The organism is Marinobacter sp. M3C (assembly GCF_023311895.1).
In the GTDB taxonomy this organism is placed as follows: domain Bacteria; phylum Pseudomonadota; class Gammaproteobacteria; order Pseudomonadales; family Oleiphilaceae; genus Marinobacter.
In genome coordinates this window covers 1855503-1877724 of record NZ_CP092284.1, presented here as the reverse complement: position 1 = coordinate 1877724, position 22222 = coordinate 1855503, and the positions used below count along the sequence as shown (strand labels likewise).

General features: G+C 55.3%; 16 protein-coding genes. 15 read left to right on the top strand and 1 reads right to left on the bottom strand.

Going from position 1 to position 22222, the window contains the following annotated elements:
* Positions 1–30: 30 nt before the first annotated feature.
* Both rpmE and MIH18_RS08660 read left to right on the top strand, forming a co-directional pair.
* Complete coding sequence (gene rpmE, locus MIH18_RS08665; protein ID WP_249007646.1) at positions 31–255, top strand: 50S ribosomal protein L31; 225 nt, start codon at positions 31–33, stop codon at positions 253–255.
* Between the two features lie 233 nt (positions 256–488).
* Positions 489–1754, top strand: coding sequence for a malic enzyme-like NAD(P)-binding protein (locus MIH18_RS08660; protein ID WP_249007647.1), 1266 nt, complete (start codon positions 489–491; stop codon positions 1752–1754).
* 125 nt (positions 1755–1879) lie between these two features.
* On the opposite strand, the gene MIH18_RS08655 is transcribed toward MIH18_RS08660, so the two are convergent.
* Positions 1880–4405 carry a penicillin-binding protein 1A gene (locus MIH18_RS08655; protein ID WP_249007648.1) on the bottom strand — a complete coding sequence of 842 codons (2526 nt, stop codon included), beginning with the start codon at positions 4403–4405 and terminating at the stop codon, positions 1880–1882.
* Positions 4406–4610: 205 nt separating this feature from the next.
* Here MIH18_RS08655 and MIH18_RS08650 point away from each other — a divergent pair, with 205 nt between their 5' ends.
* From MIH18_RS08650 to MIH18_RS08590, 13 genes are all read left to right on the top strand, one after another.
* Positions 4611–5675 (top strand): pilus assembly protein PilM, encoded by a 1065-nt coding sequence (locus MIH18_RS08650; RefSeq protein ID WP_249007649.1) that lies wholly within the window; start codon positions 4611–4613, stop codon positions 5673–5675.
* Positions 5675–6241, top strand: a complete 567-nt coding sequence (locus MIH18_RS08645; protein ID WP_249007650.1) for a PilN domain-containing protein — start codon at positions 5675–5677, stop codon at positions 6239–6241. The genes MIH18_RS08650 and MIH18_RS08645 overlap by 1 nt, the downstream gene beginning before the upstream one ends.
* A complete protein-coding gene (gene pilO, locus MIH18_RS08640; protein ID WP_249007651.1) occupies positions 6238–6849 on the top strand; it encodes a type 4a pilus biogenesis protein PilO in 612 nt (203 codons plus the stop codon). The genes MIH18_RS08645 and pilO overlap by 4 nt, the downstream gene beginning before the upstream one ends.
* 2 nt (positions 6850–6851) lie before the next feature.
* Positions 6852–7424, top strand: coding sequence for a pilus assembly protein PilP (locus MIH18_RS08635; protein WP_249007652.1), 573 nt, complete (start codon positions 6852–6854; stop codon positions 7422–7424).
* Positions 7424–9541 carry a type IV pilus secretin PilQ gene (gene pilQ / locus MIH18_RS08630; protein ID WP_249014328.1) on the top strand — a complete coding sequence of 706 codons (2118 nt, stop codon included), beginning with the start codon at positions 7424–7426 and terminating at the stop codon, positions 9539–9541. Before MIH18_RS08635 ends, pilQ begins: the two co-directional genes overlap by 1 nt.
* A 139-nt stretch (positions 9542–9680) precedes the next feature.
* Positions 9681–10247, top strand: a complete 567-nt coding sequence (gene aroK / locus MIH18_RS08625; RefSeq protein ID WP_249007654.1) for a shikimate kinase AroK — start codon at positions 9681–9683, stop codon at positions 10245–10247.
* The gene (gene aroB, locus MIH18_RS08620; protein WP_249014327.1) at positions 10240–11331 is read left to right on the top strand and encodes a 3-dehydroquinate synthase; all 1092 of its coding nucleotides are present in this window, start codon (positions 10240–10242) and stop codon (positions 11329–11331) included. The genes aroK and aroB overlap by 8 nt, the downstream gene beginning before the upstream one ends.
* A gap of 25 nt (positions 11332–11356) precedes the next feature.
* Entirely contained in the window at positions 11357–12943 is a 1587-nt protein-coding gene (locus MIH18_RS08615) for an AAA family ATPase (RefSeq protein WP_249014326.1), read from the top strand.
* 220 nt (positions 12944–13163) lie between these two features.
* On the top strand, positions 13164–17612 hold the full coding sequence (gene gltB / locus MIH18_RS08610; RefSeq protein WP_249014325.1) for a glutamate synthase large subunit: 4449 nt from the start codon (positions 13164–13166) through the stop codon (positions 17610–17612).
* Between the two features lie 84 nt (positions 17613–17696).
* The gene (locus tag MIH18_RS08605) at positions 17697–19115 is read left to right on the top strand and encodes an FAD-dependent oxidoreductase (protein WP_249007658.1); all 1419 of its coding nucleotides are present in this window, start codon (positions 17697–17699) and stop codon (positions 19113–19115) included.
* A 129-nt stretch (positions 19116–19244) separates the two neighbouring features.
* Positions 19245–20312 carry a uroporphyrinogen decarboxylase gene (hemE, locus tag MIH18_RS08600; RefSeq protein WP_249014324.1) on the top strand — a complete coding sequence of 356 codons (1068 nt, stop codon included), beginning with the start codon at positions 19245–19247 and terminating at the stop codon, positions 20310–20312.
* Positions 20313–20366: 54 nt separating this feature from the next.
* A complete protein-coding gene (radA, locus tag MIH18_RS08595) occupies positions 20367–21746 on the top strand; it encodes a DNA repair protein RadA (RefSeq protein WP_249014323.1) in 1380 nt (459 codons plus the stop codon).
* Between the two features lie 77 nt (positions 21747–21823).
* On the top strand, positions 21824–22222 hold the full coding sequence (locus tag MIH18_RS08590; RefSeq protein ID WP_249014322.1) for a PilZ domain-containing protein: 399 nt from the start codon (positions 21824–21826) through the stop codon (positions 22220–22222).

The following is a 22222-nucleotide window of genomic DNA, read 5'->3' as shown; positions in this document are numbered from 1 at the left end:
AGGTGGCGGCATAACCTGACGAGGTTCGCCATGAAAGAAGGTATCCACCCTAAGTACGACAACATCACCGCTACCTGTTCTTGCGGTAATGTGATCCATACCCGTTCTACCGTTGGTAAGGATCTGCAGTTAGACGTGTGTTCACAGTGCCACCCGTTCTATACCGGCAAGCAGAAAGTTATGGATGCCGGCGGCCGTATTGACCGTTTCCAGAAGCGTTTTGGCAGCCGTATTGTTGGCAAGAAAGAAGATTAATGCCAGCGAATTGCAAAAAAGCGCCTTCGGGCGCTTTTTTTTGTTCTAAAAAATGACAGAGCTCGCTTGTGTGGCCGAACATACGCAATAAGACGTATTGACGATTTAACGGATGGTGGGATTGCCCTTGTCGTTTTCTACGGCGCGGGCCATAATGCTGCCCCGCTATAAGTATATTTGTAACTGAGTATGGCGGCTTTACACCCTTAAACGTGACAAACGGAATAGTGGCAATGTCTCAAGATCTGAAAGAAGCAGCCCTTGAATATCACGCCAAGCCGCGGCCTGGCAAGCTGAGTGTAGAAATCAGCAAGCCCACAAAAACAGCCCGCGATCTTGCACTGGCCTACAGTCCCGGGGTTGCCGAACCGGTTCGCGAAATCGCTCGTGACCCCGAAAACGCCTACAAATACACCATGAAAGGCAATCTGGTGGCGGTTATTACGGACGGCACCGCGATTTTGGGCCTGGGTAATCTTGGCCCATTGGCCAGCAAGCCGGTAATGGAAGGTAAAGGCCTTCTTTTCAAGCGCTTTGCCGGTATTGATGTATTTGATATTGAAGTCAATTCTGAAAGCCCTCAGGCTTTTATTGAAACTGTTGAGCGCATTGCCGATACCTTTGGCGGCATTAACCTTGAAGACATCAAAGCGCCTGAGTGTTTTGAAATCGAGCGCGCGTTGATTGAAAAGTGCAGCATACCTGTATTCCACGACGACCAGCACGGTACCGCCATTGTAACGGCCGCCGGCATGCTCAACGCGTTAGAACTTCAGGGCAAGAAAATCGAAGAAGCCACCATTGTGTGTCTGGGTGCCGGCGCTGCCGCCATTGCCTGCATGAAGTTGTTGATCAGCTGTGGTGTGCGTTCCGAGAATATCTTTATGCTGGACCGCAAGGGTGTGATCCACTCTGGCCGCGACGATCTGAACCAGTACAAGGCAATGTTCGCCAACGACACTGACAAGCGTACTCTGGACGATGCCATCGACGGCGCCGATGTGTTTGTGGGTTTGTCGGGCCCGGACTTGCTGAGCGGTGAACAGCTCAAGAAAATGGCACCTAACCCGGTTGTGTTCGCCTGTTCAAATCCGGATCCGGAAATTGACCCGGCGATTGCTAACGCAGTGCGCGATGACCTGATCATGGCCACGGGCCGCTCAGATTACCCTAACCAGGTGAACAACGTGCTGGGCTTCCCCTTCATTTTCCGTGGCGCTCTGGATGTTCGTGCCACCGTGATTAACGAAGAGATGAAGATTGCTGCGGTAAACGCGATCCGCGAACTGGCCAAAGAGCCGGTGCCTCAGGAAATCTGCGAAGCCTACGGCGCTGACAGCTTCGAATTTGGTAGAAACTACATCATTCCAAAGCCGATGGACGTGCGTTTGCTGGAAGTAGTTCCAGCGGCTGTTGCTCGTGCGGCGGTTGACAGCGGTGTAGCTCGTAACCCGTACCCGGCGCATTACCCGCTTAAATCCATGGACGATATTATTTAATCGACCAAACGGTTAGTGAATAGAAAACCGGCGGTGCCTGTTAAATGCAGGCTCCGCCGGTTTTTTTGTGGGCGCTCGGTTCGCTATTTTGATTGGCGGCAATTAGGCCAATCGCAACCCGTTGCCTAGAACAGCTGCCGCGAAATATCGTCGGTGTCGCCCGTTCCCAATCCGCCGCGTTCTTCTGCGCTGATGGCCTCGGGTTCGTCCTCTTCACGGAACAGCTCAAATAGGCCTTCTTCGCCGGGGCGGGCGCGCCTGCCGGTTTCTGCATTAATGCGCACATTCACAATGCCATTGGGGCGCGGCATATTCGCAGAGGGCGTCTGGTCCAGAGCGACTTTCATGTAGTCGATCCAGATGGGTAGGGCGGTGCTGGCGCCAAATTCGTTCCGGCCCAAGGGTGCTGGCTGGTCAAAGCCGACCCAGGCAATAACCGCCTGCTGATAGTTGAAGCCGGCAAACCAGGTGTCTATCTGTTCGTTGGTGGTGCCGGTTTTGCCGGCAAGATCGTCCCTGTTCAGGGCGCTGGCACGGCGGCCGGTGCCCAGTTTGATTACATCGCGCATCATAGAATGCAAAATGTACACTGAGCGCTCGTCGGCCAGTCTTGGCATCAGTCGGGCCGGCGCTTGTACGACGCTTCCCAAAGGCTCGTCGCTCAGTTCGGTTACGATGAAGTCGTCGTTTGTGTCACCGCTGTTGTCCGTGTCCTGCAAGCCAATTTCTTCTATTTCGACGGCGTTACCGCAGTTGCTGTCGCAAAGAATCACGTCGGGTGCTTTGTAGACGACGGTGCCGCGCGCGTCTTCAATTCGGCGGATCAGGAAAGGCTCTACGTCATAACCACCATTAGCAATAACGGCCATGCCTCGTGCCAGTTCCATCGGCGAAAGCAAGCCACTGCCCAGTGCCAGCGATAAATTAGCGGGCATGTCTGCAGTGGGCACTTTTAACTTTTCGAGGTAAGCCAGCATTGGTTGAATGCCCAGGTCGCGTAGCAAGCGAACAGACACCAGGTTGCGTGAGCGGTAGAGGGCTTCGCGTAGGCGTGTGGGGCCGTAGAACTGGCCGGATGAATTTTGCGGGCGCCAGGCTGTTTCTTGGCCGTTCTCTTCCAGTACGATGGGCGAGTCGTTAATCAGCGTCGCCGGGGTAAATCCAGATTCCAGAGCGTTCAGGTAGAGAAACGGCTTAAACGTGGAGCCGGGCTGACGCTTTGCTTGGATGGCTCGGTTGTATTTGCTTTGCCCGAAGCTATAGCCGCCGCTCAGCGCTTCAATGGCACCGGTTTCTGCGGTTAAGGCTATTAGTGCGCCTTCAACTCGCGGCACCTGATATAGCGCTACGTTTTGCACGACGTCAGTGAGGGGTTGTTTTTGGCCGTCGTCGGTGGGTCGGGGGGCGGCTTTATTCAGCGCCTTCACATAAATCACATCGCCAGGGCTGAGTACGTCTGACGGTTTTTTTGGCGCTGGGCCGGTCAGGTTTTCAGTGCGGTAACGCTGAGCCCACGTCATGGTGTTTAACGTCATGGTCACGGGGCCAAGAAAACGGGCGTGCAGCGCGGCCGTGCCGTTATTATCGTCAATTTTCAACACCACGGCAGGAATCAGCGGCCCGGTTTTAGGGTAAGGGCGCAGGGCTGTGGCGAGCTCGTTGGCGTCCAACGATTGGGTGTCAATGGTCCCTACCGCACCGCGAAACCCGTGACGGCGATCATAGGCTTCCAGCCCCTGGCGCAGGGCGTCAGTGGCAGTTTGCTGTTTTACGCTGTCAACGGTCAGGGTCACCGAGTAGCCATCGGTGTAGGCGTTATCGCCAAAGCGCCGAACCATCTCAGAGCGGGCCATTTCGGCGACGTAACCGGCGTCTACTTCGGTTTCGGTGGCGTTGTAGGTGGCTGTCAATTCGGCATTAACGGCTTGTTCATAGTCGTCCTGAGAAATCATCTCAAGCTCTTTCATGCGCCCCAATATCCAGTTTCGCCTTGCTAGAGCGCCGCTTGGATTTGCCAGGGGATTAAACGCTGACGGTGCCTTTGGCAGGCCGGCGAGCATAGCCATCTGGGCCAGCGTTAATTCGCTCACGGGTTTGTTGTAGTAAACCTGGCTGGCGGCAGCAATACCGTAGGCGCGGTTGCCTAAATAGATCTTGTTGAGGTACAGCTCAAGTATCGTGTTTTTGTCTAGCTCACGTTCAATTTGTAGGGCCAGTAAAATCTCGTTGAATTTACGAATGAACGTGCGATCCCGCGACAAAAAGTAGTTTTTTGCCACCTGCATGGTGATAGTGCTGCCTCCGGACTGTATGTGGCCGGTAGAGGCCAGTTCCAGTGCGGCTCGCGCCAGGCCTCTTATGTCCACGCCGAAGTGCTCATAAAAACGGGCGTCCTCTGCAGCAAGAAATGCCTGCAGTTGGAGCTCGGGAACTTGCTTGATTGTGACGGGTGTCCTTCTCTTTTCGCCAAATTCTGCTATTAATTTGCCGTCCTGACTGAATATCCGCAGCGGTGTTTGAAGCTTTATATCAAACAACTGCTCGGCGGCGGGCAGGCCCGGCCGAAGATACAAATAGAAGCCGGAACCGAGGACGAGGGCAACACTCAGTCCGGTTAGAAAAAGCCAGATGAAAAGGCGAGAAGTACGCATCAAATAGGACATTTTTTTCTGACAACAGTTGGATATAGGTCTATGATTTGAACCATTGCATGAGGAAGGGAGACTACTTCGCTGATACAAAAGCCCTGCGTTAAGAAGAATAGGGATTGTAATCGGAAAACAGAAGAATTTCTCTTAAATAAAAAACATACAAAGTACATAACCGGCTGCAATTAACCAGTTATAGGGTGAGCGCGTGTTTGGATCTTTCGGGAAGAAATCCAGTGCTGTGCTGGGCTTGGACATAAGCTCAAGCTCGGTCAAGCTTTTGGAATTGTCAAAACAGGGCGACCGCTTTCGGGTTGAAAGTTATGCCGTCGAACCTTTACCTGCAAATGCTGTGGTGGAAAAAAACATCACGGATGTTGAAGCCGTAGGTGACGTGATCAAGCGTGTGGTATCGAAATCCCGCTCCGGCGTCAAGCAAGTGGCCGTTGCCGTGTCCGGTTCCGCGGTGATCACCAAGGTGATCCAGATGGATGGCGGCATCAACGAATTCGAAATGGAAGACCAGATTGCCCTGGAGGCAGACCAATACATTCCTTATCCGCTGGATGAAGTCGCGATTGATTTCGAAGTACAGGGCCCCTCTGAATCGAACCCGGACAAGGTTGATGTGTTGATTGCGGCTTGCCGCAAAGATAACGTTGATGTGCGCCAAGACGCACTGGATATTGCCGGCCTGACCACCAAGGTGGTTGACGTAGAGGCTTATGCCCTCGAGCGTGCCTATCAACTGATTGAATCGCAATTGAACTCCCACGGCGACGATCTGGTTGTGGCGATCATGGATGTGGGCGCTACCATGGCCACGTTGAGCGTGATTGCCGAAGGCAAAACTGTGTATACCCGCGAACAGGTCTTTGGTGGCAAACAATTAACCGAAGAAATCCAGCGTCGCTACGGTTTGTCGCTGGAGGAAGCCGGCCTGGCCAAAAAGCAGGGTGGTTTGCCCGATGACTATGAGGCTGAAGTGCTGAACCCGTTCCGCGAGGCCGTGGTGCAGCAGGTCGCTCGGGCGATGCAGTTCTTTTTTGGCGCCAGCCAGTACAACGCGGTGGATTATGTGGTTTTGGCCGGCGGCACCTCGGCAATTCCCGGGCTTGTTGACATGGTAGAGGAAAAAACAGGCACGCCCACGCTGGTAGCCAATCCGTTCGCGGATATGGCTGTTAGCTCGCGGGTTAATGCGTCGGCGTTGAGTAACGATGCTCCCTCGTTGATGATCGCGTGTGGTCTGGCAATGAGGAGCTTCGACTGATGGCAAGAATCAATCTTCGGCCCTGGCGTGAAGAGCTGCGGGCAGAAAAACAGAAACAGTTTGTGGTGATGCTGCTGGGCGCTGCCATTATTGCTAGCGGCTTGGTGTTTTTGTGGAAAAACAACGTAGACAGCCGCATTGCCTATCAACAATCCCGCAATGCTTATATTCAAACAGCGGCCAGTAAGCTGGATGAGCAGATCAAAGAAATTGAAAGCCTGAAGCGTAAGCGCAACGAGCTGCTGGCACGAATGAAAGTCATTCAGGACTTGCAAGGCAAGCGCCCGGTTATTGTGCGAGTATTCGACGAGCTGGTGCGCACTGTGCCAGATGGCCTGTATTTCAGCGATTTGAAGAAGGTCGGTGATCGCCTGGACTTGGTGGGTATGGCAGAGTCTAACAGTCGGATTTCATCGCTGATGCGGCAGTTTGAAGACTCCGACTGGTTTACCAATCCCAATCTGTCCAACGTGTCGACTGCTGATGCCCGCCGTGCAGGTTACAGCCAGTTCAATCTGTCCGTCAGTCAGCAAACCCCTGGCGTTGAAGGGGAGGAGAAACAATGAGCCTTGCGGACTCGCTGAAAAGCCTGAACGAATTCGATATCAATGATCTGGACATAAACAACGCCGGTATCTGGCCGGCACCGGTCAAAGCCATTGTGCTACTGCTGGTGTTTGGTCTGATTATGGGTGGCGGGTACTGGTTCTTTATAAAAGACCAGTTTGCGCAACTGGACGGGGTAAAAAGTACAGAGCTGGAACTGCGTAAGAATTATGAGAGTAAGGCTTATCAGGTGGCTAACCTCAGCGTGTTCAAAGCGCAGATGGTAGAAATGGAAGAAACCTTCGGTGCGTTGGTGCGTCAATTGCCGAGTGAAACCGAAGTGCCAGGCCTGTTGGAAGACATTACCAATACCGCGCTCGGTAGTGGTCTGGCTCTGCAGGAAGTGAAACTGCAGCCGGAGCAGAAACGGGATTTCTATTCCGAACTGCCTATTAATATCAGGGTTTCGGGCTCTTACCATGAACTGGCAGCGTTTGTTAGCAGCGTGGCGAGCTTGCCGCGTATCGTGACTCTGCATGATTTGACGATTAAACCCATCGGAGCGGACAGCGATCAGCTGGACATGCAGGTTGTTGCCCGTACCTATCGCTACCGGGCCGGAGAATGAGCATGACGGTAAACCATGCCGGAAAAGCCTGTCTGGGCCTGTGCCTGGTATTGTCGCTGACAGCCTGCTCGCAGAGCAGCGGCTTTTCCGATCTCGACGTGTTTATGGAAGAGACCCGCGCAAAACCCCGGGGTTTTGTCGAACCATTGCCGGAGTTCAGCGCTTACGAGGCGTTTAGCTATTCGGCATCAGATCAGCGCTCGCCGTTTGAGCCTCCCATCGACGTGCAGCTGACGATGATCAGCGAGCAGGAACAGCAAGCGATGAGTGACGTAAAACCGGATCTGGACCGGCCGCGAGAAGTGCTGGAAAACTTCGATCTGAAAGAACTGGGTATGGTGGGCACCCTGCGTAACAGCGCAGGCACGCTGTTTGCTTTGTTAAAAGACAGCAGTGGCGGCATTCACCGTATTAACAGCGGCAATTTTGTCGGTAAAAACTACGGTCGAATTGTGGGTGTTGGCGAGACCCGCGTCGAACTGATGGAAATCGTGCCCGATGGCCGTGGCGGATGGGTAGAACGCCCGCGCCAACTGTCGCTGGACGAAGGTGATAGCGATGGAGCGGCACAATAATGAATAACAGCAACATGAATGCACAAAAATGCTTGAAGCCGAGGCTAGCGATGTTCAAAAAACTCAACGTAATTGTCTGTGCGGTAACCGTTGGGTTGTTGTCCAGCCTGGCCAGCGCTGCCACTTTGCAGGATGTGTCGTTTTCATCTTTACCTGGGGATCGGCTGGAAGTGACTTTGCAGTTTGACGGTCCACCGCCTGAACCTACGGGTTACACCATTGAGCGCCCCGCTCGTATTGCGGTAGACCTGAAAGACACCACCAGTGCCCTGGGTGCCCGCAGCTTGCCGTTGGGCAGCGGGAATGCGCAAAGCATGACCGTTGTTGAAACCAACGACCGTACCCGCCTTATTTTCAACCTGATTGAGCTGGTTCCTTACACCACTCAGCGCAATAATAACGCGTTGGTGATGATTATTGGCGGCGATTCCGCAGATTTAGCCAGTGGCGTTTCGGGATCTGACGGTGCCAGCCCTGTTGCTTCGGCAGCGGACGCGGCGCCGGCGTTGGTAGACGTCGATTTTCGTCGCGGTGCACAAGGCGAAGGCCGTGTGGTTGTGCGGCTGGCCAGTACGACGACTCAGGTTGACCTGAGCGAACTGGGCGGAAAAATCAGACTGACCATGCCGGATCTGACTGTGCCCGAGCGCCTGCGTCGCCGTTTAGACGTGACAGATTTTGCCACGCCGGTACAACGGATCGACACCTTTATTGAGGGTGGCGGTGCGGTTATAGAAATTCGTCCGGAAGGCGACTATGACTACATTGCGTACCAGTCTGGCAGCGAATTTACCGTGAGCGTTGAACGGCTCAGCGAGGAAGAAGCAGTAACCCGCCGTGAAGAGAAGTTCCCATATTCCGGCGACAAGCTCTCGCTAAACTTTCAGGACATTGAAGTTCGCTCGGTGCTTCAGCTGATTGCTGACTTTACCGGTTTGAATCTGGTGGCCAGCGATACCGTTGGTGGAAGCATCACGCTGCGCTTGCAGAATGTGCCTTGGGATCAGGCGCTGGATCTCATTTTGAAAACCAAAGGCTTGGATAAGCGCCAGATTGGCAATGTATTACTGGTAGCGCCCGCCGATGAAATCGCCGCTCGTGAACGGCTGGAACTGGAAACAACCAAGCAGATCGCCGAGCTTGCCCCAGTGCGTTTGGACATCATTCAGGTCAATTACGCAAAAGCGGCCGAAGTAGTAGCGTTGGTGCAGGCCGACCAAGAGCTGATTTCAAGCCGCGGTTTCATTTCCTCAGACGACCGAACCAACACCATCAGCGTGCGCGAAACCATTGAAAAACTGGACGAGATCCGTCGCCTGGTGTCCACCTGGGACGTCCCCGTGCGTCAGGTTTCCATTGAAGCCCGGATTGTGCGCGCACAAACCAACGTGGCCGAGAGCCTGGGTGTGAGCTGGGGCGGAGCAGCTTACAGCGTGAGTGGCAACAACGTAATTTCCGTAGGTGGCTCACAATCTGCAGTTGAGGAGGCACGCAACGCTGCGACCGGCGGATCTGGAACGATTACTTTCCCTGGGGCGTTAGCGGTAGATCTGGGCGTTAGCGGCGACGGGGCCTCTTCTTTTGCGATTGGTTTTGGCAGCGATGACTTCCTGGTAGACCTTGAACTGTCTGCGTTGGAAAGTGATGGTAAAGCGGAAATCGTGTCTCAGCCCAGAGTTGTTACAGCGGACCGCCAGACGGCGTCTATCAAATCGGGTCAGGAAATCCCGTATCAGGAAGCCAGCAGCAGCGGCGCCACCAGCACTTCCTTTAAAGAAGCGGTGTTGTCATTGGAGGTAACGCCGCAGATTACACCGGATGACAAAATCATCATGGACCTTGAGGTGACTCAGGACTCCCGTGGCGAAGACACCCCCAGCGGTCCGGCCATCAACACCAACTCGGTGACAACTCAGGTACTGGTCGCCAACGGTGAAACCATTGTTTTGGGCGGTATTTTCGAATCGACCAACACCGAAACCACCACCAAGACACCGTTCTTGGGCGATATTCCCTACCTGGGCAGGTTGTTCAAGCGCACTCAGACTACCGAGCTGCGTAGCGAACTGCTGATTTTCATCACCCCGAAAATCATCAAAAACGACCTGGTTCGTTAAGTTATCCGCAACAAAAAAACCGCCGCCTAAAAACGGCGGTTTTTTTGTGCCTTTGCAACCCCGGCAGAACCGGACATTCATTATAGAATGACGGCCCCTATGCTATTCTGACCGGCTTGAACCTTATTGAGCGGACGTTATGTTGTTGCCCAAGCGAGTTATTCTGGTGGGTCCCATGGGGGCCGGTAAAAGTACCATCGGCCGTATGCTAGCGCGTGAGCTGGGCTACCGCTTTTTGGATACCGACCGAATTATTGAAGAGCGCTGCGGTGCCAATATTCCCTGGATTTTCGATGTAGAGGGTGAAGACGGGTTCCGTCAGCGCGAAACCGCCATGCTGAGCGAGCTGTCTACCGAGGCAGGTATCATTCTTGCGACCGGTGGAGGCGCGGTTATGCGCGACGTAAATCATGAACTGCTGCGCCGTAATTCGGTGATTGTTTATTTGCGCACGTCGGTTGAGCACCAGGTAGAACGCACCCGTAAAGACCGAAATCGTCCGCTGTTGCAAACAGCGGATCCGGAGGCGGTGTTACGCCACCTTTTTGCGATCCGTGATCCTATTTACACCGAATTGGCCACCTTCATCATGTACACGGATCGTAAGAGCCCGCGTTTGGTGGTGCGCCAACTGGTTAATCTGCTGAACCCAAAAACACCCCGTCACATACGCCAGATTCGAAAGGAAGGTCGTCATCATGCCTAAATTACTCCGTGAACTTGAGGTAGACCTGGGCGAACGCAGCTATCCGATACTGATTGGCCAGCAGCTGTTGGGGCAATATGACTTGACGCCTTATGTTGGCGGTTCTCAGGTTATGATTGTGTCTAACCACACCGTGGCGCCGCTTTATCTGGAGCAGGCAAAAGCCTGTTTTGAAGGCAAGCAGGTAGATTCGGTGATTTTGCCGGATGGCGAAAAACACAAAGACTGGCAAACCCTGAACCTGATTTTTGATGCCCTTCTGCAGCACAGGCACAATCGCACGACCACCCTGGTAGCTCTGGGCGGAGGCGTAGTGGGGGACATGACCGGGTTTGCGGCGGCAAGCTACCAGCGCGGCGTAGCGTTCATCCAGATTCCAACAACGCTGCTGTCGCAGGTGGATTCCTCCGTTGGTGGCAAAACCGGCATCAATCACCCCTTGGGTAAAAACATGATAGGGGCCTTTCATCAGCCCCAAGTCGTGCTGATTGACACCGATACCCTGGTGACGCTGCCAGACCGGGAAGTGTGTGCCGGGATGGCGGAAGTCATCAAATACGGTCTGATTCGCGATCTGCCTTTTCTGCACTGGCTGGATCAGAATCTTGAATCTTTGCTTGAAAAGGATCCGCTGCATGTGGCGGAGGCCATCTACCGTTCTTGCGTCTGCAAAGCGGAAGTGGTGGCCATTGATGAACGCGAAGGCGGCCTGAGGGCAATACTCAATCTTGGCCACACCTTCGGCCACGCTATCGAGACGTTCGCCGGCTATGGCAATTGGTTACACGGAGAAGCCGTTGGCACCGGCATGTTGATGGCAGCGGATCTTTCCGCCCGCGAAGGTTTTATCAGTGCTGCCGAATGTCAGCAGATTTACAACCTGATCAGCCGTGCCGGATTGCCGCCGCTGGCGCCTGTAGCCATGCGCCCGGACGACTTCATAGAGCGGATGGCAGTGGATAAAAAGAACGTAGATGGGCAGCTCAGGCTGGTTCTGCTGCAGGCGGTGGGCGAAGCGGTTGTGACCGCCAAAACTGCGCGCAAAAACCTTGAAGCAACCCTGAACGCTTTTTGCCAGCGTTGAACCCAGAGCCCGAGACGATATCGCCATGGTCAACGACGACAATCTGAACAGTCAGGAAGCCGGGGGTCTTTTCCCCCGCCTACAGGAGCGCTTTGGTCTGCGGGCAGACCCTTCCGCGATGGAAGCTCCGTTTTTTACCGGCGCCCAGCGCCAATCTGCCCTTGAATCCTTGCGCCAGATGAGTGGTTTCGGCGATATGGCGGTGTTGGTCAGTGCCCCATCCGGGTTAGGCAAAACCCGGCTGCTGGCAGAACTGGTGCGCAGCGAATCGTCGCGGCTGGAGTTTCATCGCCTGGGTAGTGCCGCATTGGGTAGCCCTCAGGCACTGGTGCGGGATTTGTCTATAGTGGCCCGCGGCCTGGATTTAGAGGCCGGTCCAAAGGCTGCCTTGTCGCAGTTTTTTAAGTGGTCTGAGCAGCGCGCCGGCAAAGGCCAGCGCATGGTACTGCTGATCGATAACGCTGAGCAGGCGCCGGCAGAAGTGCTGAATCTTTTGCTGAATGGTTTTTTGGGCGCCAATCGTAGTTTGGCCGCTTTACCGGTGTTCGCCGGCACGGAAGCGCTGCATGGCTTGATGGAGCTTGCACAACAGGCTTCCGGAAACGTGCACCAGATAACACTGGCACCCCTAAGCCGAGATGAACTGGCGGAATATCTGCAGCCTAGGGTGAAGCTTGCTGGCGGTAATGCCGGTGAGCTGTTAAGCCCGGATCGCTTAAAACAGATTTATACCCGCAGTTTGGGTAACTTTTGCGCGATTCAACGTATAACTCCTACGGTATGGCTGAATATGGCGGGCCGTGTGGCTCCTGAGCGGCACCGTGCCAAGATGCCCTGGCGTACGTTGGTATGGCCGTTACTGGCGCTCGTTTTGCTGGTTGCTTCCTGGTGGTTTGTTTCCCGCCAGTACGACACGGTGAAAAGCGAAGAAGACGCCAACGCTGAGGCACACACGACAGAGCGCGTGCGCAAGAGCATAACCATTGGCCCGGAGGCAGCACCAGAGCAACGCACGGCAGCGCAGCCAACGCCGTCAATGGGTTCGGGCGCACCAGAGCCGGTCATTCCTGTGGATGACTCAAAGCCCAAATTCGAGCGAGAGTCGATGATACAGCCCGAATCCGTCGCGCAGCCAACATCGCGCTCAGGCAGGCAGCTTGCGACAGGCGAAGGCCCCATTGCAGGCACTGACCCCACTGGAAAACAGGTCATTGATAATCCAGAGCCCGAGCCCGAGCCCGAGCCGGCAACGGTAGCTAAAGCTCAACCTGTACCCTCGCCGCGAACGACAGTGGAGGCAGTGCCTGCTCAAGCTGCGTTTACGCCGGCCATGCCGGATCGCTTCGTGTCCTTGCCGCAACGCCGCAGCAGTGGCGGCTGGACCATTCAGCTTGTTGGCGGCAACTTGGAGCAAACCGCATTGAATGTTTTGCGTCGTTATCCGCAAGTAGATTCGATGGTGTATACCCGCGGTGAGCGTAGCGGCAAACAGTGGTTTATGGTGTTTCAGGGCAATTATCCCACTCAGAATGCCGCACAGCAGGCGGCACAAACTCTTCCTCCCGATCTGGTTTCGGGTGTGCCCTGGGTGCGTGAGAACCGGAGTTTGTAGTCCCGAATGGCCAAAAACGACTCGTTTTGGTGCGCCGATGGAATTCTTGGGTTTTCCTGACCCGTGCTGGTGCATAACGTTTAAAATGTAAAAATGCCGTTTGAGCGGCGAATTTTCATCTGAGTAAACTGTCCGACCTATGTTAGAAATATCAGAGAACTATTTGTATGATTTTTAATAGCTCTTTGATAAAAAAAGCTTTTACAGAGAGATTGCGCTTATGACGACTGGCTTGTACCAACTCGGTGAATTCAAAGATAACTGTGGCTTTGGCCTGATTGCTCACACCAAGGGCGAAGCCAGCCATCAATTGCTACAAACCGCCATTGAGTCGCTAACGTGTATGACTCACCGCGGCGGTATTGCCGCCGATGGTAAAACCGGCGATGGGTGCGGCCTGTTGCTGCAAAGCCCGGACAGTTTTCTTCGCAAGGTTGCCCGTGCACAGTTTGGCAAAGAGCCTGGTGATCTGTTCGCTGTGGGCCAAGTGTTTTTGAGCTCTGAAGAAGACCAGGCGGCGGCGGCCAAGGCGGTTCTGGAAAGGCGTCTGTGTGAGCAGGGGCTGGAGGTGATGGGATGGCGCGATGTGCCGGTCGATACTTCTTGCCTGGGCCCCATGGCGCTGGATTGTATGCCACGCATTGAGCAAGTGTTTGTATTGCCTGCGGGCAAACCAGAAAGTGACTTTGCCATCAGCTTGTTTGTTGGTCGCCGCTTTGCCGAGCGTGATCTGGCTGACGACAGCGAATTCTATATTTGCAGTCTGTCGCACCGCACGCTGGCCTATAAAGGCTTGATGATGCCGGCAGACCTGGCGAATTTCTATCGCGATCTGGACGACCCGGATCTGCAGACCGCCATTTGCGTATTCCACCAGCGTTTTTCCACCAATACCATGCCGCGCTGGCCGCTGGCGCAGCCATTCCGTTATCTTGCCCACAACGGCGAGATCAACACCATTGATGGCAACCGTAATTGGGCGATTGCCCGTGCAGCCAAATTCAGCTCGCCGCGCCTGCCGGACCTGAAAACGCTGCAACCTCTGGTTAACCTGACAGGCTCCGATTCATCGAGCATGGACAACATGTTGGAATTGCTGCTGGCAGGCGGTGTCGATCTTTTCCGCGCTGCGCGGATGATGGTGCCGCCGGCATGGCAAAACGTAGACACCATGGACGCAGACCTGCGCGCCTTTTACGAATACAACTCCATGCACATGGAACCCTGGGACGGCCCTGCCGGCCTGGTATTGACCGACGGCCGCTACGCCCTGTGTATGCTTGACCGCAACGGCCTGCGCCCGGCGCGTTGGGTACATACCAAGAACGATTTTCTCACCGTCGCCTCGGAAATCGGTACCTACGGTTACAAGCCGGATGACGTGGTAGCCAAGGGTCGCGTTGGTCCCGGGCAGATGCTGGCCATTGATACAGAAACCGGCGAGATTCTGCACACCCGCGATATCGATCAGCGTCTGAAAACGGCTCAGCCGTATAAACGCTGGCTGCGGGAAAACGCTCTGCGGGTAGAGTCCACACTGCATCAGGATGCCCCGGATTTCGAACTGCTTGGCGCCGACGAGCTTCTGGTGCACCAGAAGATGTTCAACGTGTCATTTGAAGAACGCGATCAGATACTGCGCCCTCTGGGCGAAAATGGCCAGGAAGCAGTGGGTTCCATGGGCGACGACACGCCAATGGCTGTGTTGTCGAGCAAAGTGCGTCACCTGGCGGACTATTTTCGCCAAAAGTTCGCCCAAGTCACCAACCCGCCCATTGATCCGCTGCGCGAAGCCATCGTGATGTCGCTGGAAACCTGCCTGGGTGCCGAGCGCAATGTGTTCGAAGAAGCGGCTGAGCATGCCGATCGGGTGATTCTGACGACACCGGTTTTGTCACCGGCAAAATTCCAGCGCATGTTGGCGAGTGAGCGCCCCGGCTTTGCAGTAGCAACAATTCCATTGAGTTATGCCCCGGAAGAGGGTCTTCAACAGGCCGTTAGACGCGTTTGCGCCACTGCAGAACAGGCGGTGCGCGATGGAAAATCACAAATTCTTTTGAGTGACAGTAACTTGCAACAGGGCCAGTTGCCCGTGAACGCGCTCATGGCAACCGGCGCCGTGCACCATCATCTGGTGGCTCAGGGCTTACGCTGCGACTCTAACATTGTGGTAGAAACCGGTTGGGCGCGAGACCCTCACCATTTTGCGGTGCTGTTCGGTTTTGGCGCCACGGCGGTGTACCCGTACTTAGCGTACCAAGTGCTTAATGACCTGATTCGCACCGGCGAAATGCTGGTGGATCCCATCGACGCCAAGAATAATTACCGCAAGGGCATCAACAAAGGGCTGCTCAAAATCCTGTCCAAAATGGGCATCTCTACCATTGCCTCCTACCGTGGAGCGCAGCTGTTTGAGGCCATCGGGCTGGCCGATGAAGTAGCCGATCTGTGCTTCAAGGGCGTGCCCTGCCGGATTCAGGGCGCCGATTTCTACGACTTTCAGCACGACCAGGAACAACTGGCCAAGCTGGCTTGGAAGCCGCGGAAGCCCCTGTCACCGGGTGGCATTCTGAAGTACGTGCACGGCCAGGAATACCACGCTTTCAATCCGGATATTGTGGCCAAGTTGCAAGATGCTGTTACCAGCGGCGACTATCGTCAATATCAGGAATACGCCGGGTTGGTCAATCATCGGCCGGTGGCCACGCTGCGGGATCTGCTTGGGCTCCGCGAAGGCATTCAGCCAGTGGACCTGGCCGACGTTGAGTCGGTAGAGAAAATTTTCACCCGCTTTGATTCGGCGGGGATGTCCTTGGGTGCACTGTCGCCAGAGGCCCATGAGGCCCTGGCGGTGGCTATGAACACCTTGGGTGGACGCTCCAATTCCGGTGAGGGCGGCGAAGACCCTGCTCGCTATGGCAACGAGAAACGTTCCAAAATTAAACAGATAGCCTCAGGCCGTTTCGGCGTTACCGCTGAATATCTGCGCAGCGCCGACGTTATGCAGATTAAAATTGCCCAAGGCGCCAAGCCGGGTGAAGGTGGTCAACTGCCCGGCGGTAAAGTGAACGCGTTGATTGCTCGCTTGCGTTATTCGGTGCCGGGCGTGACGCTGATTTCGCCGCCACCACACCACGATATTTACTCTATCGAGGATTTAGCCCAGCTAATTTTTGATTTGAAGCAGGTTAACCCGCAAGCATTGGTGTCGGTGAAGCTGGTGTCTGAGCCGGGCGTGGGCACGATCGCAGCGGGCGTCGTAAAAGCCTATGCGGATTTAATTACGGTGTCGGGTTACGACGGTGGCACGGCGGCCAGCCCGCTAAGTTCGATCCGCTACGCCGGCTCGCCCTGGGAGCTCGGGTTGGCGGAAACCCAGCAGGCCCTACGAGCCAACGATTTGCGCGGCAGAGTTCGCCTGCAAACCGATGGTGGCATAAAAACCGGCCTGGATGTGGTGAAGGCCGCCATTTTGGGTGCTGAGAGCTTTGCGTTCGGCACCACGCCGATGGTAGCGCTGGGATGTAAGTTCCTGCGAATTTGCCACCTGAACAACTGCGCCACCGGTGTGGCAACCCAGAATGAGCAGCTGCGCGAAGAACACTTCAAAGGCACGGTTGAAATGGCGATGAACTTCTTCCGCTTTTTAGCGGAAGAAACCCGTGAATGGATGGCACAGCTGGGAGTGCGTTCCTTGCAGGAACTGGTAGGCCGCACAGACCTTCTGGTGCGTCTGCCGGGTGATACCGAACGCCAGCGTAAACTGGACCTGAATCGCTTGCTAAACAACGATCAAATTCCAGCGGACAAACCGCAAACCTGCCAGGTCCCACGCAACGAACCCTTTGATAAGGGCACGCTTGCGGAAAAAATGCTCAGTGACGTCCGCAGTGCCATCGACAACAAGAGCGGTGGTGCCTGGAGTTATCGAGTAACGAATTGTGACCGTTCCATTGGTGCACGGCTGTCTGGTGAAATAGCCGCTCTGCATGGCAACCAAAGTATGGCAGACGCCCCCATTACGCTGGATTTGACCGGTACGGCTGGCCAGAGCTTTGGTGTGTGGAACGTCGCCGGCCTGAATCTGATATTAGAAGGCGACGCCAACGATTATGTGGGTAAAGGCATGACCGGCGGCAAGCTGGTGCTTTACCCCCCCCGTGGCAGTGTTTTCAAGGCTCGGGAAACTGCGATTATCGGTAATACCTGTCTGTATGGTGCTACTGGTGGCAATTTGTTTGCGGCAGGTACGGCCGGCGAACGCTTTGCCGTGCGCAATTCCGGCGCCCATGCGGTGGTAGAAGGCGCAGGTGACCATTGTTGCGAGTACATGACAGGCGGCCTGGTGACCGTGCTGGGCAGCACCGGACACAACTTCGGAGCGGGTATGACCGGTGGTTTTGCTTATGTGCTGGACCTGAACAATACCTTCGTTGACAAATACAACCACGAACTTGTGGAGATACAGCGAATCTCCAGTGAAGATATGGAAGCCTATCGCAACCACCTGCGCAGCATCATTCGTGGGCACATTGCGGAAACTGCCAGTGAGTGGGGCCAGCAGCTGTTGGCGAATTTCGACGATTACATTGGCCGATTCTGGCTGGTAAAGCCCAAGGCCGCAAACTTGCGCAGCCTGCTGGCCAACACCCGGGCACGCCCGGAGTAAAGCCAGCGCGGGCCTGCCCGTCGACACCCAACGGATTCGCCTCGCGGCGGATCAGTGCGAACAGACGAATGTAGAGAACAAACCATGAAAGAGCGACTGAATAACGATTTCCAGTTTGTAGAAGTAGGGCGCGTAGACCCGAAAAAGGTCCCGGCCCGTAAGCGCAAAAAGGAATTCAAGGAAATATACACACCTTTCACCCAGGGCCAGGCGGCGTCCCAGTCTCACCGTTGTCTGGAGTGCGGTAACCCCTACTGCGAGTGGAAGTGCCCGGTACACAACTACATTCCCAACTGGCTGAAGCTGGTGGCCGAAGGCAATATTATGAAGGCCGTGGAACTTTGCCATCAGACCAATTCACTGCCCGAGGTGTGTGGGCGGGTGTGCCCGCAAGATCGTCTGTGTGAGGGTGATTGCACCTTGAATGACGGTTACGGCGCGGTGACCATCGGCTCGGTAGAAAAATACATTACCGATACTGCCTTTGCTCTAGGTTGGAAGCCGGACATGTCTAAGGTGGTGCGCACCGACAAGCGCGTGGCGGTGATTGGGGCAGGGCCCGCGGGTCTCGCATGCGCCGACGTGCTGGTGCGTAGCGGTGTAACGCCGGTGGTGTTCGACATTTACCCGGAAATTGGCGGACTGCTGACCTTTGGCATCCCCGAGTTCAAATTGGAAAAGTCGGTAATGGCACGCCGCCGCAAAGTGTTTGAAGAAATGGGCGTTGAATTCCGCCTATCCACCGAGGTGGGTAAACACATCCAGATGAGCGATTTGCTCAGCGACTTCGATGCGGTATTTATGGGCATGGGCACCTACACGTCTATGCAAGGTGATTTCCCCGGCGAAGATCTGGCCGGTGTTCATAAGGCTCTGCCATTTCTGATTTCTAACGTAAATCGCCGTCTGGGCTTTGAAGCCAACGCCGAAGATTTTATCGATATGCAAGGTAAGCGAGTGGTGGTGCTTGGTGGCGGAGACACGGCTATGGATTGCAACCGCACCTCTATTCGCCAGCAAGCCGCCAGCGTGACCTGTGCTTACCGTCGCGATGAAGCCAATATGCCCGGCTCACGGCGGGAAGTATCGAATGCCCGCGAAGAAGGCGTGAACTTCATGTTTAATCGCCAACCGGTGGCTATCGTTGGTGACGGTCAGGTGGAAGGCGTGAAAGTGGTGTCTACCGAGCTTGGTGAGCCTGACGAAAACGGTCGCCGTCGGCCGGAAGTGATTCCGGGCACTGAGGAAATCATCCCTGCAGACGCGGTGCTGGTGGCCTTTGGTTTTCGCCCCAGCCCGGCAGAATGGTTTGGCCAGCACCAGGTGAGTACCAGCGATTCCGGCCTGGTAACGGCGCCAGAGCAAGCGGATTTTGCCTTCCAGACCAGCAACCCCAAGGTATTTGCCGGCGGTGACATGGTGCGCGGCTCCGACCTGGTAGTCACGGCTATCTGGGAAGGTCGCCAGGCCGCCGAAGGCATTATGGATTATCTGGATATCTGAAATCGGCGTTGATGTGAATCGGAGGGCGGTCTGTCAAAAACAGGTCGCCCTTTTTTATTGATACAAACGGGGTATCATTGCCTGCCGAATGTTATGACCTTTTAATGATTGAGAACGCTGGACATTTTTATGACTGAACTGAAGAACGATCGTTTCCTTCGCGCCCTGATGGGCCAGCCTGTAGACCGCACGCCGGTCTGGATGATGCGCCAGGCCGGTCGCTATCTGCCGGAATATCGCGCTACCCGCGCCAAGGCCGGTGACTTTCTCAGTTTGTGCAAAAACACGCCGCTGGCCTGTGAAGTGACTCTGCAACCGCTAGAGCGTTTCCCGCTAGACGCAGCCATTCTGTTTTCTGACATTCTGACCATTCCTGACGCGCTGGGTCTGGGCCTGTATTTTGAAACCGGTGAAGGCCCGAAGTTCAAACACACCATCCGCTCCGCTGCCGATGTAGACGCGCTGCCAAAAATCAACGCCGAGGTCGACCTGGATTACGTGATGAACGCAGTGTCGACGATCCGCAGTGCGCTGAACGGACGGGTGCCGCTGATTGGTTTCTCCGGCAGCCCTTGGACCTTGGCCACTTATATGGTGGAAGGCGGTTCGTCGAAAGATTTCCGCGAAGCCAAGAAACTGATGTACGGCCAGCCCGAAGTCATGCACAAGTTGCTGGATCATCTGGCAGATGCGGTTACCGATTACCTGAACGGGCAGATTCGCGCCGGCGCCCAAGTGGTGCAGATTTTTGACACCTGGGGCGGCGTACTCACCACCTGGGCCTATGAAGAGTTCTCCCTGAAGTACATGCGCAAAATCATCGCTGGCCTGAATCTGGAAAGCGAAGGCCGTAAGGTGCCGGTGATTGTATTCACCAAGAACGGCGGCCAGTGGCTTGAATCGATCGCCGATTGCGGCGCGGATGCCGTGGGCCTGGACTGGACGACTGACATTGGCAACGCCCGCGCTCGAGTTGGCGACAAGGTCGCGTTGCAGGGCAATATGGACCCGACCATGCTGTACGCGCCGCCCGCGCGTATCCGTGAAGAAGTGGGCGATATCTTGCGCCGCTTTGGCCATGGCACGGGCCACATTTTCAATCTGGGCCACGGCATTACGCCGGATGTAGACCCTGCCCACGCCGGCGCGTTCATTGAAGCGGTGGTAGAGCTTAGCCCTCAGTACCATCAAAATTAAGAGTGCCACCAAAACTAAGAGCACCATCAAAACGAACCGTACCAGAGTTGATTTATGGCCAAAGTAAAAACCTCGTATGTTTGCACCGATTGTGGTGCCGACTATTCCAAATGGCAGGGCCAGTGCACGGCTTGTAAAGAATGGAATACCCTTAGCGAGATGCGAGGGGTTTCTGCCCCGGCCCATAAAAGCGCCCGCGGTTCGCGCTTCGAAGGCTTTGCTGGCAGTCTGTCGGCGGTGCAGAGCCTGAATGATGTCAGTTTGGCGGAACAGGTTCGCCTGAGCACTGGCATGGCTGAATTCGACAGGGTTCTGGGCGGGGGCCTGGTAGAAGGTTCGGCGGTGCTGATGGGCGGACACCCGGGCGCCGGTAAGAGCACCCTGCTGCTACAGGCTGTGTGCAACTTGGCAAGCACGGTATCGGCGCTTTACGTAACCGGCGAGGAATCTCTGCAACAGGTGGCCATGCGCGCCAAGCGCCTGGGCCTGCCCACCTCAGATTTGAAAATGCTGTCAGAGACCAGCGTCGAGCGGCTGCTGCAGATTGTTGAAGTGGAAAAGCCACGAATTCTAGTGATCGACAGTATTCAGGTGATGCACGTGGCCGATTCCGAATCGGCGCCCGGCAGTGTGTCACAGGTACGTGAAAGCGCGGCGTTTCTGACCCGCTTTGCAAAACAGACCGGCACCATTTTGCTATTGGTGGGGCACGTCACCAAAGACGGTAGCCTGGCCGGGCCAAAAGTGCTGGAGCACATGATTGATTGCTCCATTTTGCTGGAAGGCTCAAGCGACAGCCGCTATCGCACTCTGCGTGGTATTAAAAACCGCTTTGGTGCAGTGAACGAACTGGGCGTATTCGCCATGCTTGAGCAGGGCCTGAAAGAAGTGAAAAACCCGTCCGCTATCTTTTTGAATCGTGGCGAAGAGGCTGCGCCCGGTAGTGTGGTGATGGTGGTGTGGGAAGGCACCCGGCCCATGCTGGTGGAAATTCAGGCGCTGGTGGATACGGCTCAGGGTAGTTATCCCCGGCGAGTGGCAGTGGGGCTAGATCAAAATCGGCTGGCCATGTTGTTGGCGGTTCTGCATCGTCATGGTGGCATGCACGTAGCGGATCAGGATGTGTTTGTGAACGTGGTGGGCGGCGTGAAAGTCGCTGAAACCAGTGCCGATCTGGCACTTTTGGCGGCTGTTGTGTCGTCATTCCGCGACCGTGCGCTACCGCAAGATCTGATGATTTTTGGCGAAGTAGGTTTGTCCGGCGAGATTCGCCCGGTGCCCAACGGTCAGGAACGGATCAATGAGGCAGCCAAGCACGGCTTTACCCGCGCGCTGGTGCCAAAAGGCAACGCCCCGCGTAAAGCCATTAACGGCATGAAGGTTATTCCGGTGACAAAGCTGAGTGACGCGCTGACGGCTCTTGATGAGCTTTAAGCTGCCAGCTATTGGTGCTTTCGGTTTGTCTTGGGCCGGTCTATAGTCATTAGATAGTCCGTCTTCAGGAGTTCTTTGTGACAACCCCCGCTACCGAGCAACGCCGCTTTCACCGCATTGAGTTTGATGCCGCCTGCGAAGTGCAGTGGCAAGAGCAGATCTGGCAGGCTCAGGTGCTGGATATTTCGCTGAAAGGCGTGCTTTTGCAATGTCCGTCGCAATGGGCTGTGGCAGTGGATGAACCGTGTGAGATAACCGTATTTCTGAACGGTACCGAGGCCGGTATTGTGATGGCAGTGGTGTTGCGCCACGTCGAAGACCAGCGTTTGGGGTTTCAGGTGCAGTACATAGATATGGACAGCGCCACGCATTTGCGCCGGCTGGTGGAGCTGAATCTTGGGGATCCTGCTCTGTTGGAGCGGGAATTAGGGAATCTGCTGACGCCCGTGGGCGGGCAGACTCCCAAAGCTGACTAG